Consider the following 14,309-nt stretch of genomic DNA (forward strand, 5'->3'; position numbering starts at 1 on the left):
GGTCAGCGCGGCAGCCGCAGGACGAACCGGGCCCCCGGCTTGTCGTCCGCGCGGTCGGTGATGATCAGCGTCCCCTGGTGCGCGACGGCGATGTCGCGGGCGATGGCGAGCCCGAGACCGGTGCCGCCCGCGTCGCGGTGCCGTCCCTCGGCGAGCCGCGCGAACCGCTCGAACACCCGCTCCCGGTCCTCGGGCGCGACGCCGACGCCGTCGTCGACGATCTCGACCACGGCGGTGCCCGGCGGCTCGGTGCGCAGGATCACCGTCACCTCCGCCGCCGCGTGCCGGTCGGCGTTGTCGATCAGGTTGGTGAGCAGCCGCGCCAGCTCGGCGCGCCCGCCGTTCACCGTCACCGGGCCCTCCGACAGGACCGTCACCTGGGTGCGGCGCGGGCGGCGGAGCACCTCCTCGTCCGTCAGCGCGGTGAGGTCCACCGGCTCGCGGCGGAAGTTGCGGTCGGCCTCCAGCCGGGACAGGGCGAGCAGGTCGTCCACCACCGCGGCCAGCCGGTCGGTGTTGGTCAGGACGGCCCGGAGCGTCTCGGCGACCTCGGGGTCCTGCGGGCCGGACAGCGCGAGCTCCAGCTCCATCCGGACCGCGGTGAGCGGGCTGCGCAGCTCGTGCGAGACGTCCACGACGAACGCGCGCTGCCGGGCCACCGCCTGCTCCAGCCGTTCGAGGGTCGCGTTGACGCTGGTGGCGAGCTTCCCGACCTCGTCCCGGCGGGGCGGCTCCGGCACCCGGCGTTCGAGGTCGGTGGCGGTGATCTCGTCCAGCTCGCGGCGGATCTCGTCCACCGGGCGCAGGGTGCGGCCGACCGACCGCCACGTCCCGTAGCCGACGATGACGGTGCCGGTCAGGACGCCGATCAGCAGCAGCAGGAAGAGCTTCGGCTGCGGCACCAGTCCGGGCGCGGGCGCCAGCGAGAAGACGTACTCGGTGGACGATCCGGTCCCCACGCGGAACTCGACGATGATGAAGCAGCCCCCGCCGGGGGCGTCGACGTCGCAGCTCCGGCCGTCCCGGCGGCCGCTCGGCGGGACGGGCGGCGGGAACCGCACCGGCGCACGGCCGCGCATCCGCGCGGACGCCGCGACGACCCGGCCCTGCGCGTCCACCACCTGGATCAGCTCGTGGCCGGTGCCGCGGATCTCGGGGCGCAGTGTGCCCGCGTTGATCTCGGAGACCACGCGGCCCCCGTTCCGCGCGGCCTCCAGGGTGACGTCGACGTTCGTCTGTGCCCTGCTGCCCGCCAGCACCAGTACGGCCATCGCCGTGGACAGGAAGAACGCGACCAGCGTCGAGGTCAGCGTCACCCGCGCCCGGATCTCCGGGCCGAGCGGCCTGACTCGTATGGCGACCTCCCGGGTACGTTCCTGCCAGTACCCGGGGTTTCTTGCCTGAGCAGGGCAAACTCGACCGCGTTCGCCGGATAAGAGATCGTCAGTTCTCGGCCACGCCCCAGCGGCGCCGGATGGAGGCGTCCGCCAGGCCGAACAGCCGGTCGATCACGATGCCGATGATGAGGATCACCAGCATGTAGGAGATCATGTCGGCGGTGTTGTTCAGCTCCCTGGCCTGCGACAGCAGCACGCCGAGCGAGGTCGTGTCGCCGATGACGACGAGCAGCTCGCCCGCCATCAGGCTGCGCCACGCGAACGCCCAGCCCTGCTTGAGGCCCGCGACGAACGACGGCAGCGACGCGGGCATGATCAGGTGCCGGTACAGCCCGATGCCGCGCAGCCCCATGACCTTGCCCGCGCGGAGCAGGATCGGCGGCGTGTAGTCGACGCCCGCGATCAGCCCGTTCGCGATCGACGGCGCCGCGCCGAGGATCACCACGAACAGGATCGCGCTCTCGCTCAGCTTGAACAGCAGGATCGCGAGCGGGAACCAGGCGATCGACGGCATCGTCTGCAGCCCGGTGATCAGCGACCCGAACGCGCGGCGCAGCACCCGGAACTGCGACACCAGGGCGCCGATCACCAAGCCGACGACGACGGCGAACACGAACCCGATGACGGCGCGCTGCATGGTGAGCGCGACCGAGTTCCAGAACCGGGACGAGGTGATCTGGTCCCAGAACACCGGGAAGGTGTCGCGCGGGCCGGGCAGGACCCACGGCTCCTTCCACCCGCTCCACACCACCGCCTGCCAGGCGGCGATCGCGATCAGGACGGCCGTGAGTATCGGCCACAGCGCCGACCACGTCCGCTGGAGCAGCCGGACGCGCGTCCCGCCGCCGAGTTCCAGGGCGTCGAGGCCCGCGATCTCCCGGTCGAGCCGTCCCGCCGCGGTCTCGGCGGCGGCCCCGCCGGTCCGGTCGGGGGCGTCGTCGCGCCGCTTGTCGCGGGTCGTCGTGTCATGCGCCATGGCGGCCTACCTCCTCGCGCAGCCTGTCGGTGATGGTCCCCGCGAGCGCGGCGACCTCGGGGGCGTCGATGCGGCGCGGCCGCTCCAGCGGGACGGGGAACTCCTCCACGACCCGGCCGGGACGGCTGCTGAGCAGCACGACCCGGTCGCCGAGCCGCACCGCCTCACGCACGTTGTGCGTGACGAACAGCACGGTCAGGCGGCGCTCCCGCCAGATCCGCTCGATCTCGTCGTGCAGCAGGTCGCGGGTCATGGCGTCGAGCGCGCCGAACGGCTCGTCCATCAGCAGGACGGTGCTGCGCGCCGCCGCCTCCTCCTGCGCGTCGACCGTGCCCGAGGCGTGCTCCTGCTCGGTCAGCGCGAGGGCGCGGGCGAGCGCGATGCGCTGCCGCATCCCGCCGGACAACTGGTGCGGGCGTTTCTTCGCGAACGCGCGCAGGTGCACCGTGTCGAGCAGCGCGCCCGCCCGCTCCCGCCGCTCGGCGCGGGGGACGCCGCGCATCTTGAGGGCGAGTTCGAGGTTCCCCGTCACGGTCAGCCACGGGAACAGGGCGGGCTCCTGGAACATCAGCGCGACCCTGGAGCCCTGCCCGTCCTTGCCGTCCTTCCCGGCGGCGTGCTGCTGGATCGTTCCGCCGCTCGGCCGGTCCAGTCCGGCCACGAGGTTGAGCAGCGTGCTCTTCCCGCAGCCGGACGCTCCGACCAGGCAGACGAACTCTCCGGGCGCGACGTCCAGGGAGACCCGGTCCAGCGCGAGGAGCGCGGACCGGCCGGTCCCGAACGCCTTCGATACCTCGCTGAGCCGTACGGCCGGCTCGGCGCTCACCTGAACGTCCGCGGTCATTTGTCGCTGACCTGTGCCTTCCCGCTCGCCTTGAGCACGTCGTTGAGGGCCTTCAGGTTGTAGATGCCAGCGAGGTCGGTCTTTTCGAGCAGGCCGATCTCCTCGGCGTGCTGGGCCCCGGTGACCAGCGAGGACGCGACCGGGTCCGTGGTGAAGTCGATCTCCTTGAACGCGGCGTCGAGGACGTTCTGCTTCAGCGGCTTGCCGCTCAGCTTCGCCAGCGCGTCGTTCGAGATCTTCTCGGCGTCGGCCTTGTTCTGGTTGATGTAGTCGGTCGCCTCGACCACGCCCTGGATGAGCTTCTTCACCTGCTCCGGGTGCTTCTTCTCATACGACTGGCTGACGATCAGGTTGGTGATCACGAACTTGCCGTTGGGCCAGAGGGTCTTCTCGTCGACCAGCTTCACGGCCTTGTTCTCCAGGATCAGCCGGGACGCGTACGGCTCCGGCACCCAGGCGCCGTCGATCTCGCCCTGCGCGTACGTCTGGAGCGTCTGCGCGTTCTCCTGCGGGACGATCTTGACGTCGCCGCTGCCGTCCTTGTTCGCGGTCAGCCCGTTCTGCTTGAGCCAGTAGCGGATGGCGACGTCCTGCGTGTTGCCGAGCTGCGGCGTCGCGATCTTCTTGCCGCGCAGGTCCTTGGGGCTCTTGATCCCGGACTTGACGACGAGCGAGACGCCGCCCGAGGCCGCGCCGGAGATGATGTGGATCGCCTTGCCGTGCGACTTCGACCAGGCGTTGATGGACGGGTTCGGACCGACGAACGTCGCGTCGATCGCGCCGGAGAAGAGGGCCTCGACGGCGGCCGGGCCCGCGTTGAACGTCGCCGTCTTGGGCGCGGTTCCGAGGTGTTTGGCGAAGATTCCCTTTTCCACTCCGACGAGCGCGGTCGCGTGCGTGATATTCGGGAAGTAGCCGAGGCGGAGGGGAGCGTCCGCGGCGGACTTTCCGTCGTCGTCGCCTCCACAGGCGCCGAGCGTCCCCGCCGCGACCAGGACGGTCAGTGACACGGCGGCGAACCGCCCGCGAAGTCCACGAAGCATGGTCATTTTCCCTACTAAGCAGGTCGGATTGGCTTGAACAGTAGATAAGGTAGGTAATGCCCACGTCAAGTGACCTGCTACACACGGTTTCGTAGGCGCTCGCCCCCCTTTGTGAGTCATCCGGGTGTGAACGGCGAGCCAGTTGGGCGGCGGCAGGGCGGCGCGGCTAGGCTCGTGGCCGCACCCGAGACCGCTGCGCCGGACGCCGCCGCAGCGTGATCAGCCGCTCTACCAGCAGGGGGTTCCCCGTGTCGTCGATCGAGGCCGTACTCGCCCGGGAGATCCTGGACTCCCGCGGCAACCCCACCGTCGAGGTCGAGGTGCTGCTCGCCGATGGGACCGAGGCGCGCGCGGCCGTGCCGAGCGGGGCCTCAACCGGCCAGTTCGAGGCTGTGGAACTAAGGGACGGCGGGGAACGGTATGGGGGCAAGGGCGTCCGTAACGCCGTCAAGGCCGTCAACGAGACCATCGACGAGAAGCTCGTCGGGTACCCGGCGTCCGATCAGCGCCTGATCGACCAGTTGCTCACCGACCTCGACGGGACCCCGGCGAAGTCCGCGCTCGGCGCGAACGCGATCCTCGGCGTCAGCCTCGCGGTCGCGAAGGCCGCCGCCGACTCGGCCGACCTTCCCCTCTTCCGCTACGTCGGCGGGTCGAACGCGCACCTGCTGCCCGTCCCGATGCTGAACATCCTGAACGGCGGCGCGCACGCCGACACCAACGTCGACGTCCAGGAGTTCATGATCGCGCCGATCGGCGCGGCGACCTTCGCCGAGGCGCTGCGCTGGGGCGCCGAGACCTACCACGCGCTGAAGTCGGTGCTGAAGTCCAAGGGCTTCAACACCGGGCTCGGCGACGAGGGCGGCTTCGCGCCCGACCTGCCGAGCAACCGGGACGCGCTCGACCTCATCCTGGAGGCGATCCGCAAGGCGGGCTTCGCGCCCGGCCGCGACATCGCGCTCGCCCTCGACGTCGCCGCCACCGAGTTCCACGCCGACGGCCAGTACACGTTCGAGGGCGTCAAGCGGTCCGCGGACGACATGGCCGCCTACTACGGCGAGCTGATCAGCGAGTACCCGCTCGTCTCCATCGAGGACCCGCTCGACGAGGAGGACTGGACGGGCTGGGAGGGCCTCACCGCCGCCGTGGGGGACCGCGTCCAGATCGTCGGGGACGACCTGTTCGTCACCAACCCCGAGCGCCTCGAGCGCGGCATCAAGGCCCGCGCCGCGAACGCGCTGCTCGTCAAGGTCAACCAGATCGGGACGCTCAGCGAGACCCTCGACGCCGTGGCCCTCGCCCAGTCCAGCGGCTACCGCTGCATGATGAGCCACCGGTCCGGCGAGACCGAGGACACGACGATCGCCGACCTCGCGGTCGCGACGAACTGCGGCCAGATCAAGACCGGCGCCCCGGCGCGCAGCGACCGCGTCGCCAAGTACAACCAGCTCCTGCGCATCGAGGAGCTGCTGGACGACGCCGCCCGCTACGCCGGAGCCGCCGCGTTCCCGCGCTTCGACCCGCAGGGCTGACCGGGACGGGCGAGCACGCGCAGGACGGGCAGGGGCAGGACGGGCAGGGGCGGAGCCACAGGCAGGGGACACGATGGCCGACGACCGGACGGGCCCCGCGCGGGGCCGTGCCGACGAGCACGCCGACGACCGCGAGGAGTTCGGCGACGAGTCCGAGCCCGAGGCCGGTCAGCGCCGGGCCAACCCGGCGCTGACCAGCCGCGCCGCCATCCTGGCGGTGGTCATGTGCGCGATCGCGCTGAGCCTCGCCTACCCCGTCCGGGAGTACATCGCCCAGCGCAAGGAGATCGCCGACCTCCAGCGGCAGGAGGCGGCGTCCCGGCGGCAGGTGGAGATCCTGGCCCAACGCAAGCAACAACTAGGGGATAAGTCGTACATTGAGCGTGAGGCGACGCGAAGGCTCCATTACTGCCGCCCTGACGTAAAGTGCTACATCGTGCTGCGCGGCCGCGGGGACGACGAGCGGCAGGCCCGCAAGGACGGGCCGACGCGCACGCCGCCGTGGTACGAAACGCTGTGGCGATCGGTCGAGGCCGCGGACCGTCCCCGCTGACCCGCGCGCCGGCGGGACGGCGCCGGACACGCCGGGCGGGCGCCGGGGCGGCGGGGCGGTGGTGGAGGCGCGTCGACGGTGGGGCGGAGCTGTCGGAGGGGCGATGTCGAGGACGGATCGCGAGATCCGCGGGTGGGGACGCACATGATCGACGCGCGTGACGCAGCCGGACGTGACACGGCCGGACGTGACACGGCCGAGCGCGACGTGACCGGGCGGAACGGGACCGGGCGGAACGGGGCCGGGCGAGGACTCGCCGAGCGTGATCGGGCCGCGGTGGCGGCGCAGCTCGGCCGGGAGCCGCGCGGCGTCCGCCGGGTGGCGAGCCGCTGCCCGTGCGGCAACCCGGTCGTGATCGAGACGGCCCCGCGCCTTCCCGACGGGACGCCGTTCCCCACGCTCTTCTACCTGACGTGCCCCAAGGCCGCCTCCGCCATCGGCACGCTGGAGGGCGGCGGGGCCATGCGCGAGATGCAGGAGCGGCTCGCCGCCGACCCGGAGCTCAAGGCCGCCTACACCGCCGCCCACGACGACTACCTGCGCCGCCGCGGCGAGGCCGCCCGGGAGGACGGCGTCGAGCCGCTCCCGCCGGGCACGCAGAGCGCGGGCGGCATGCCGGAGCGCGTCAAGTGCCTGCACGCGCTCGTCGCGCACGAGCTGGCCGTCCCCGGCGCGAACCCGTTCGGACGCGAGGCGCTCGACGCCCTGCCCGACTGGTGGCGCTCCGGCCCCTGCGTCGAGACCGACGTCGAGGCCGACGCCGAGGCAGACGCCGAGGCAGACCAGGACCGGGAAGAAGAGGGGGAGCGGTGACGCGGGTCGCGGCCGTCGACTGCGGCACGAACTCCGTCCGCCTCCTCATCGCCGACATCGCGCCGGGCGAGGGCGGCGGGACGCTGACCGACGTCGAGCGGCGGATGGAGATCGTCCGGCTGGGGGAGGGCGTCGACCGGACCGGGCGGCTGTCGCCCGCCGCGCTGGACCGTACCTTCACCGCCATGCGCGGCTACGCCGACCTCATCGAGCGGCACGCCGGCCGGGGACGGCGCGGCGCGATCAAGACGCGGGTGGTCGCGACGAGCGCCACCCGCGACGCCGAGAACCGGGCCGACTTCGTCAAGGGCGTCGTGGACATCTTCGGCGTCGTCCCCGAGGTGATCAGCGGGGACGAGGAGGCCGGGCTCTCGTTCACGGGCGCGACCCGCGAGCTGGCGGAGCTGCGCCCGGCCCGCCCGTACCTGGTCGTCGACATCGGCGGCGGCTCGACCGAGTTCGTCGTCGGCAGCTCGACCGCCGACGTCGCGCGCTCGATCGACATCGGCTGCGTGCGGATGACCGAGCGGCACCTGCGCGACGACCCGCCGACCCCGCTGCAGATCTCCGGCGCGGCGGCCGACATCGACGCCGCGCTCGCCACCGTCCGCGAGACGGTCCCGGTGGACGACGCCCGCACCCTCGTCGGCCTCGCCGGGTCCGTCACCACGGTCGCCGGGATCGCGCTCGACCTGCCGGAGTACGACCCGGCCCGGATCCACCTGTCCCGCATCACCGCGTTGCAGGTGCACGACGTGACGCGGCGGCTGCTGCACGCCACCCGCGCCGAGCGCGCCGAGTTCGGCGTGATGCACCCGGGGCGGGTCGACGTGATCGGCGCGGGCGCGCTGATCCTCGACCGGATCATGCGGGAGTACGGGTTCGGCGCCGTCGTGGTCAGTGAGCACGACATCCTCGACGGCATCGCCTGGTCCCTGGCCTGACCCGCGCGCCCGCCTGACACTGACCCGCGGTTCGGCTCGGGGTTCAGAGCCTGAGCTGGGCGAGCAGGGCCGGGATCAGCACCGCGTTCGGGTTCTGCTGCGGGACGTACAGCACCGGCGCCGCGCTGCTGGTCTGCTGGATCCAGACGCGGCCGCCGTCCACGGTCGCGCCGGAGATCGACGACCAGCTCAGCGACACCCGGTTCCCGCGGACGCCGCCCGGGTGCACGGTCAGCCCCTGCGCCACGTCGATGGACTCGCCCGCGCGGACGCGCCGCGCCATCTCGCCCACGAGCCGCTGCTCGGCGTACTCCTGGCAGAGCTGGATGAGGCGGCCCCACACGTACTCGGGCTCGCCGTCCGCCCCGGAGGTCAGCGCGTCCTGCTCGATGACGACCTCGACGCGGGGCCCGCCGCGGAACGGGTACCGTCCCGCCTGGAAGATCCACTGCGTGCAGCCGGGCCGCCCGTAGGCGGGCGGCCGCTCCGCCGCCCAGTAGGCCACCCATTCGACGTGCGGCCACGCGAGCGACGCGGTCCCGTACGCGACGAACCGGTCGTCGGCGTACAGGGGCAGGCCGCGGACGTTCCGGTCGAGCGGCTGGATGGCGGGACGCGCGTCCCACGTCGGCTGCTGGAAATGCGGCGCCGCGTAGTGCGTCCCGTACGCGGGCTCCTCGTCGTGCTCCTCGTCCTCCGGCGGACGGTCCTGCTCGGCGGGCGGCAGGCGCAGGCGCGGCGGGCGGTCGGGCTCGGGGTTCAGGCGCTCGGTCCAGGTCTGGCCGTCCCACCAGCGCAGGCTTCCCGTGCCGTAGGGGTCTGGATACCAGCCCGGTTGCGACACTGCCTGCCTCCCGCTTCGCCCATGGCGTGCCGGACACCCGCCTCCCCGACCGGCGAACGCATCGTACCGACCGAGCAGCGCTCAGTTGGAAGATGGGCGGAACCCGGCCACCGCCTGTGGCGTGCGACGATCGGTGGTATGCCGTCCGCCAACGCCCCCTTCGCGCCGCCCGGTTCCGGGTGGCCGGAAGACCCCGCGAGTCCCGCAACCCCCGTCGCGCACGGCCCTGCCGACGTGATCGAGCTGGCCGCGGAGGCCCCGGATCTCGGCGAGCTGTGCGCCCGCCAGTCGGTGTGCCGGGCCTGCGACCGGCTCGTCGAATGGCGGGAGAAAGTCGCCGTGCAGCGTCGGCGCGCCTTCGCGGACGAGGAGTACTGGGGACGTCCGATCGCCGGTTGGGGCGACCCGGAACCCCGCATCCTGATCGTCGGGCTCGCGCCCGCCGCGCACGGCGGCAACCGCACCGGGCGCATCTTCACCGGCGACCGGTCCGGCGACTGGCTGTTCGCGTCCCTGCACCGGGTGGGGCTCGCTGCGCTGCCGACGAGCGTCCACGCGGGCGACGGGCAGCGGCTGATCGGCGCGCGGATGGCGGCGACCGTCCGCTGCGCGCCGCCCGACAACAAGCCGACCCCGGTCGAGCGGGCGACCTGCCTGCCGTGGCTCGCGCGCGAGGTGGAGACGGTCGCGCCGAGCGTCCGCTGCGTCGTGTGCCTGGGCGGGTTCGCCTGGCAGGGCGTGTGGCCCGCGCTCCGGCAGGCGGGCTACGGGCTGCCGCGCCCCCGGCCGAAGTTCGGCCACGCCGTCGAGGTGGAGCTGGCGGCGCCGCCGTCGGCGTCCCGTCCCGATCCCGTGCTCCTGCTCGGCTGCTACCACCCGAGCCAGCAGAACACGTTCACCGGGCGCGTCACCGAGGAGATGCTCGACGCCGTCTTCGTCCGCGCCCGCGACCACCAGTAGGGGGACACCCGAAAGGGTGCACGCGCCCGGTATGCGGGTACCGCTCCGGACATGCCTTCCGATCGCACGCCGCCGACCGATCGCACGCCGCCCTCCGACCCCGCGCGAGCGAAGCACGTCCTGATCGTCGGCGGCGGGTACGTCGGCATGTACACGGCCCTCCGCCTGCAACGCAAGCTGCGCCGCGAGCTGCGGCGCGGCGAGATCGTCGTGACCGTCGTCGACCCCCAGTCGTACATGACCTACCAGCCGTTCCTGCCGGAGGCGGCGGCCGGGAACCTGGAGCCCCGGCACGTCGTCGCGCCGCTGCGGCGGGTGCTGCGGCGCTGCCGGATCCTGAACGGCTACGTCACGGGCATCGACCACGCCTCCCGGACGATCAGGGTCCGCCCGGCGGGGGCGCAGAGCGTCGGCGTGCCGGAGCGGGACGTCCCCTACGACCTCCTCGTCGTCGCGCTCGGGTCCATCTCCCGGACGCTGCCGATCCCCGGGCTCGCCACCTGCGGGATCGGGTTCAAGACCGTCGAGGAGGCGATCTTCCTGCGCAACCACGTCCTGCACCAGCTCGACATCGCCGCGTCCAACGCGGGCGACGAGGAGGTCCGCAGGCGGGCGCTGACGTTCGTGTTCGTCGGCGCCGGGTTCGCGGGCATCGAGGCGATGGCGGAGCTGGAGGACATGGCCCGCGACGCCTGCCGCTGGTACCCGACCATCGACGAGCGCGAGATGCGCTGGCTGATGGTCGAGGCGACCGACCGGATCCTGCCCGAGGTCGGGCCGGAGATGGGCCGCTGGACGGCCGAGGCCCTGCGCGCCCGCGGCATCGAGGTCAGGCTGGAGACGCTGCTGAAGTCCGCCGAGGGACGGCACATCGTGCTCAGCGACGGCGAGGAGTTCGACGCGGGCACGCTCGTGTGGACGGCCGGGGTGAAGCCGCACCCCGTCCTCAGGGAGACCGACCTCCCGCTGGACGACAAGGGCCGCATCAGGACGACCGCCGAGCTGACCGTCGAGGGGGCGGACGGCGTCTACGCGGCGGGCGACAACGCGGCCGTCCCCGACCTGTCCGGGACGGGCGAGTTCACCGCTCCCAACGCGCAGCACGCGGTCAGGCAGGCCAGGCGGCTGGGTGACAACATCGTGGCTGACCTGCGCGGACGGGCCCGAAAGCCCTACGTGCACGCCTACGTCGGCTCCGTGGCGAGCCTCGGCCTGCACAAGGGCGTCGCGAACGTGTACGGCGTGAAGCTGCGCGGCCTCCCGGCCTGGCTCATGCACCGCACGTACCACCTGTCCCGGATGCCGACCGTCAACCGCAAGTTCCGGATCACCATGGACTGGACGCTCGCGATCTTCTTCAGACGCGAGATCGTCTCCCTGGGAGAAATGGAATGGCCCCGCCAGGAATTCGAACTCGCGGCGGGCCGCCAGGAAGACCGCTGATCATCAAGACCAACGAGCCCAGCCACGGGCAACGGGGGTTCCAGGGGGTCGCCCCCCTGGGCGGCGTCGCGGGGCGGCTGGCGCCGTTGCTCGCCAAGATCATGCTCGGGGACGCCGGGGCCGGGCCGGGGGCGCTGCCGATCCGCGTCCGCGCCTGGGACGGCAGCGCGGTCGGGCCGGTCGGCGCGCCCGGGTTCGTCGTCCGGCACCGGCGGGCGCTGCGGCGGCTGCTCTGGAAGCCGGGGGAGATGGGCCTCGTCCGCGCCTACGTGGCCGGTGAGCTGGACATCGACGGCGACGTGTTCGCCGCGCTCGGCGCCGTCGCGCGGGTGATGCGGGACGGCGCGGGGCCGATCCGGCTCAGCGGCGACGACAAGCGCGACATCGTCCGCACCGCCGTGACGCTCGGCGCGGTCGGGCCCGAGCCGAAGCCGCCGCCGGAGGAGTTCGCGCCCGGCGACCGCGACGCCGCGCTCGCCGGTCCGATGCGCGAGCCCACCGCGTTCTTCGCCCGGATCCTCGGGGACGGCCTCCCGCACGGCATCGCGCAGTGGGACGGCGCCGCCGACCTGGACGCCGCCGACCTGGACGCCGCCGGTCTGGGCGCGGCCCAGGCCGCCGCGCACGCCGCCGTGGCCGAACGGCTCGGCCTGGTCCCCGGCGCCCGGCTGCTCGACCTCGACTGCGGCTGGGGCGCGTTCGCGCGGTACGCGGCCGCCGAGCACGGCGCCCGCGTCGTGGGGCTGGCGCGCACGTCCGAGCAGGCCGCGCACGTCGCCGCCCTCGCGCTGCCGAACGTCGAGGCCCGCGGCTTCGACCTCGACGACGCGGGCGACGGTCCCTACGACGCGATCGTCGGGCTCGCGGGCATCGCGCCCGCGCACCGTCCGGCGGCGCGGCTGCGGGAGCTGCTCGCGCCGGGCGGGCGGCTCGTGCTGCGGCAGCCGGTGCGCCGCCCCGGCCCGCACCCGGTCCGGCGGACGTTCACCACCGGCTACCTCGTCCCGGACGGCGGCGAGCCCCCGACGCTCGGCGCGCTCGTCGACGACCTGGACGAAGCGGGCCTCGACGTGCGGTCCGTCGTGTCGCTCCGCGACCACTGCGCGCGGACCTCGCGCGCCTGGGCGGCGGGCTTACAGGAGCATTGGGACGAGTGCGAGACCCTGGCCGGAGCCGGACGGTCCCGCGTCTGGCTGCTGTACCTCGCCGCGTCCGCCCTGGCCTGCGAAAGCGGTCGGCTCGGCGGTCACGAGATCAGTGCGATTCGCCTGGATCGCGAGGGTCGTCCCCGCCCGTAAGCGGTAAAAGGACGCATCGAGATGTCGCGTCGGCTCGATATGATTGCGCCGCCCCTGTAGCCCAATGGCAGAGGCGGGCTCCCTAAAAGAGCCATTGTGTCGGTTCGAGTCCGACCAGGGGCACAATAACCGGATCGGCGCCTCCCCAGGTGTCGATCCGGTGGTGATCGGCTGATCGTCGATGACATTACGGCGCTTACACTGGAAGTCCGGGTCAGCCGAATGGAGGCACTGATGCAGAGTAGAAACCCGGCCTTCCGGGGGAATGCCTTCGGGCGGTCGACCAGCGGCGCCGCGTACGGCGCGCCGGCCCGCGGGGCCCCGGGGCACGGGGCTCCGGGCTACGGCGCCGGGGGTTACGGCATGCACGGGGCGCCCGGGTACGGCGTCCAATATCAGGGTCAGAGCGCGCCTCCCGGATATGCGCCGCCCGGCGCCGCGCGTCCGATGACCATGGACGACGTCGTCGTCCGCGGATTCCTCACGCTGGCCACTCTGGTGATCACCGCGGCGCTGGCTTGGGCGGTCGTGCCGACCCGCCTCGCCGTTCCGGTGCTGGTGGTCGCGCTGATCCTGGAGATCGGCATCTGGGCATTCATCACGTTCGGCCGTAAGGCCAACGCGCCATTGGTGCTGGCGTTCGCCGCGGTATACGGCGTGCTCGTGGGGATCGTGAGCCATTCCTACAACGACGTGTTCCACGGCGTGGTGTTCCAGGCGGTGATCGGCACCGCGCTGGCCTTCGCGGCGACGCTCGCCGCGTACTCGCTGCGGATCGTCCGGGTGACGCCGAAGTTCGCCAAGTTCGTCCTCGCGGCGGGCGCGGCGCTGATCGGGCTGATGCTCGTCAACCTGCTGGCGCACCTGTTCGGCGCGGACCAGGGGATCGGCATCCGCGACCCCGGCAGCCCGCTCGCCTACGTGTTCAGCGTCGCGGCGATCCTCGTCGGCTGCTTCTTCCTGCTGCTCGACTTCGACTCGATCGAGCAGGGCGTGCGCGGCGGGGCGCCGGAGAACTTCGCCTGGTACTGCGCGTTCGGCCTGGTGCTGAGCCTCGTGTGGATCTACCTGGAGATGCTGCGCCTGCTCAGCTACTTCTACGGCGGACGCGACTAGCGCCGCGAGGCCCCGGACACTGATCAGCCCCACGCCGTCCGGCGTGGGGCTGATCAACGTGGGATCTCCGCGCCGAGGTCGTGCGCGGCTCGGGCGGCACGACTGCGGGGGCATCCGCTGGCGGGATCCCACCAGGTCACAGGTGAAGTTCAGGTCGTGGTGCTGTGCTCTCGGGTCGGCACCGGCGCTCCGCGCTCAGTACCGTCGCGCCCGGCCCAGTCTCAGTAGTGCCTCGCACGGCGGGCGCGCTCGTGCTCGCGCACCAGCGCCGCGGCGTAGCCGTGGGAGAGGTTGTGCTCTTCGGCCAGCCAGGAGCTGCGTTCCTCGCAGCGGGTGAACGACGGGCCGTTCTCGATGGCGGAGAACCACTCGGGGATGTCACGTCCAGTGACTTGCGGAATGCGGGCGATCAGCTTGCTGTGCGTCTCCGGCGAGTGGTTCAGTGACAATTGGCACCTCCAGGTCGCGGGGCTCTTCCTGCTGACTCTGCAACAGGAGCCCGGATGTGACAACCCCCTAACGCGGACCTATCCGGGACGTTACGTT

At 72.5% G+C, this 14,309-nt stretch carries 14 protein-coding genes and 1 tRNA gene; 9 read left to right on the forward strand and 6 right to left on the reverse strand.

The window, feature by feature from the left end:
- Positions 1–2: 2 nt before the first annotated feature.
- The 4 genes from FXF65_RS17995 to FXF65_RS18010 form a co-directional block, all read right to left on the reverse strand.
- On the reverse strand, positions 3–1,316 hold the full coding sequence (locus tag FXF65_RS17995) for a sensor histidine kinase (protein ID WP_246198891.1): 1,314 nt from the start codon (positions 1,314–1,316) through the stop codon (positions 3–5).
- 127 nt (positions 1,317–1,443) lie between these two features.
- Positions 1,444–2,373, reverse strand: a complete 930-nt coding sequence (locus FXF65_RS18000; protein WP_148351145.1) for an ABC transporter permease — start codon at positions 2,371–2,373, stop codon at positions 1,444–1,446.
- Positions 2,363–3,217 carry an ABC transporter ATP-binding protein gene (locus FXF65_RS18005; protein ID WP_148351146.1) on the reverse strand — a complete coding sequence of 285 codons (855 nt, stop codon included), beginning with the start codon at positions 3,215–3,217 and terminating at the stop codon, positions 2,363–2,365. The genes FXF65_RS18000 and FXF65_RS18005 overlap by 11 nt, the downstream gene beginning before the upstream one ends.
- A complete protein-coding gene (locus FXF65_RS18010; RefSeq protein WP_148351555.1) occupies positions 3,214–4,260 on the reverse strand; it encodes an ABC transporter substrate-binding protein in 1,047 nt (348 codons plus the stop codon). The genes FXF65_RS18005 and FXF65_RS18010 overlap by 4 nt, the downstream gene beginning before the upstream one ends.
- Before the next feature lie 248 nt (positions 4,261–4,508).
- Here FXF65_RS18010 and eno point away from each other — a divergent pair, with 248 nt between their 5' ends.
- The 4 genes from eno (at position 4,509) to FXF65_RS18030 (ending at position 8,102) form a co-directional block, all read left to right on the forward strand.
- Positions 4,509–5,792 (forward strand): phosphopyruvate hydratase, encoded by a 1,284-nt coding sequence (gene eno / locus FXF65_RS18015; RefSeq protein WP_148351147.1) that lies wholly within the window; start codon positions 4,509–4,511, stop codon positions 5,790–5,792.
- Positions 5,793–5,865: 73 nt separating this feature from the next.
- On the forward strand, positions 5,866–6,345 hold the full coding sequence (locus tag FXF65_RS18020) for a septum formation initiator family protein (RefSeq protein ID WP_148351148.1): 480 nt from the start codon (positions 5,866–5,868) through the stop codon (positions 6,343–6,345).
- 144 nt (positions 6,346–6,489) lie between these two features.
- A complete protein-coding gene (locus FXF65_RS18025; protein ID WP_148351149.1) occupies positions 6,490–7,158 on the forward strand; it encodes a DUF501 domain-containing protein in 669 nt (222 codons plus the stop codon).
- Entirely contained in the window at positions 7,155–8,102 is a 948-nt protein-coding gene (locus tag FXF65_RS18030; RefSeq protein WP_148351150.1) for a Ppx/GppA phosphatase family protein, read from the forward strand. The genes FXF65_RS18025 and FXF65_RS18030 overlap by 4 nt, the downstream gene beginning before the upstream one ends.
- Positions 8,103–8,145: 43 nt before the next feature.
- Here FXF65_RS18030 and FXF65_RS44710 read toward each other — a convergent pair whose 3' ends face one another.
- Complete coding sequence (locus FXF65_RS44710) at positions 8,146–8,946, reverse strand: DUF2510 domain-containing protein (protein ID WP_222868630.1); 801 nt, start codon at positions 8,944–8,946, stop codon at positions 8,146–8,148.
- Between the two features lie 138 nt (positions 8,947–9,084).
- Here FXF65_RS44710 and FXF65_RS18040 point away from each other — a divergent pair, with 138 nt between their 5' ends.
- The 5 genes from FXF65_RS18040 to FXF65_RS18060 all read left to right on the forward strand — a co-directional run bounded on the left by FXF65_RS18040 (position 9,085) and on the right by FXF65_RS18060 (position 13,763).
- Positions 9,085–9,906 (forward strand): uracil-DNA glycosylase, encoded by an 822-nt coding sequence (locus FXF65_RS18040; RefSeq protein WP_148351151.1) that lies wholly within the window; start codon positions 9,085–9,087, stop codon positions 9,904–9,906.
- Between the two features lie 51 nt (positions 9,907–9,957).
- Positions 9,958–11,349 carry an NAD(P)/FAD-dependent oxidoreductase gene (locus tag FXF65_RS18045; protein ID WP_148351152.1) on the forward strand — a complete coding sequence of 464 codons (1,392 nt, stop codon included), beginning with the start codon at positions 9,958–9,960 and terminating at the stop codon, positions 11,347–11,349.
- A gap of 86 nt (positions 11,350–11,435) precedes the next feature.
- A complete protein-coding gene (locus FXF65_RS18050) occupies positions 11,436–12,647 on the forward strand; it encodes a class I SAM-dependent methyltransferase (RefSeq protein ID WP_246198892.1) in 1,212 nt (403 codons plus the stop codon).
- 50 nt (positions 12,648–12,697) lie between these two features.
- Positions 12,698–12,770, forward strand: a tRNA-Leu gene (locus FXF65_RS18055).
- Positions 12,771–12,881: 111 nt separating this feature from the next.
- Positions 12,882–13,763, forward strand: coding sequence for a Bax inhibitor-1/YccA family protein (locus tag FXF65_RS18060; protein ID WP_148351154.1), 882 nt, complete (start codon positions 12,882–12,884; stop codon positions 13,761–13,763).
- A 221-nt stretch (positions 13,764–13,984) separates the two neighbouring features.
- On the opposite strand, the gene FXF65_RS18065 is transcribed toward FXF65_RS18060, so the two are convergent.
- A complete protein-coding gene (locus FXF65_RS18065) occupies positions 13,985–14,212 on the reverse strand; it encodes a DUF4287 domain-containing protein (protein ID WP_067896470.1) in 228 nt (75 codons plus the stop codon).
- Positions 14,213–14,309: the final 97 nt, after the last annotated feature.

It is taken from the genome of Actinomadura syzygii (assembly GCF_008085905.1).
GTDB classification, from domain to species: Bacteria; Actinomycetota; Actinomycetes; order Streptosporangiales; family Streptosporangiaceae; genus Spirillospora; species Spirillospora syzygii.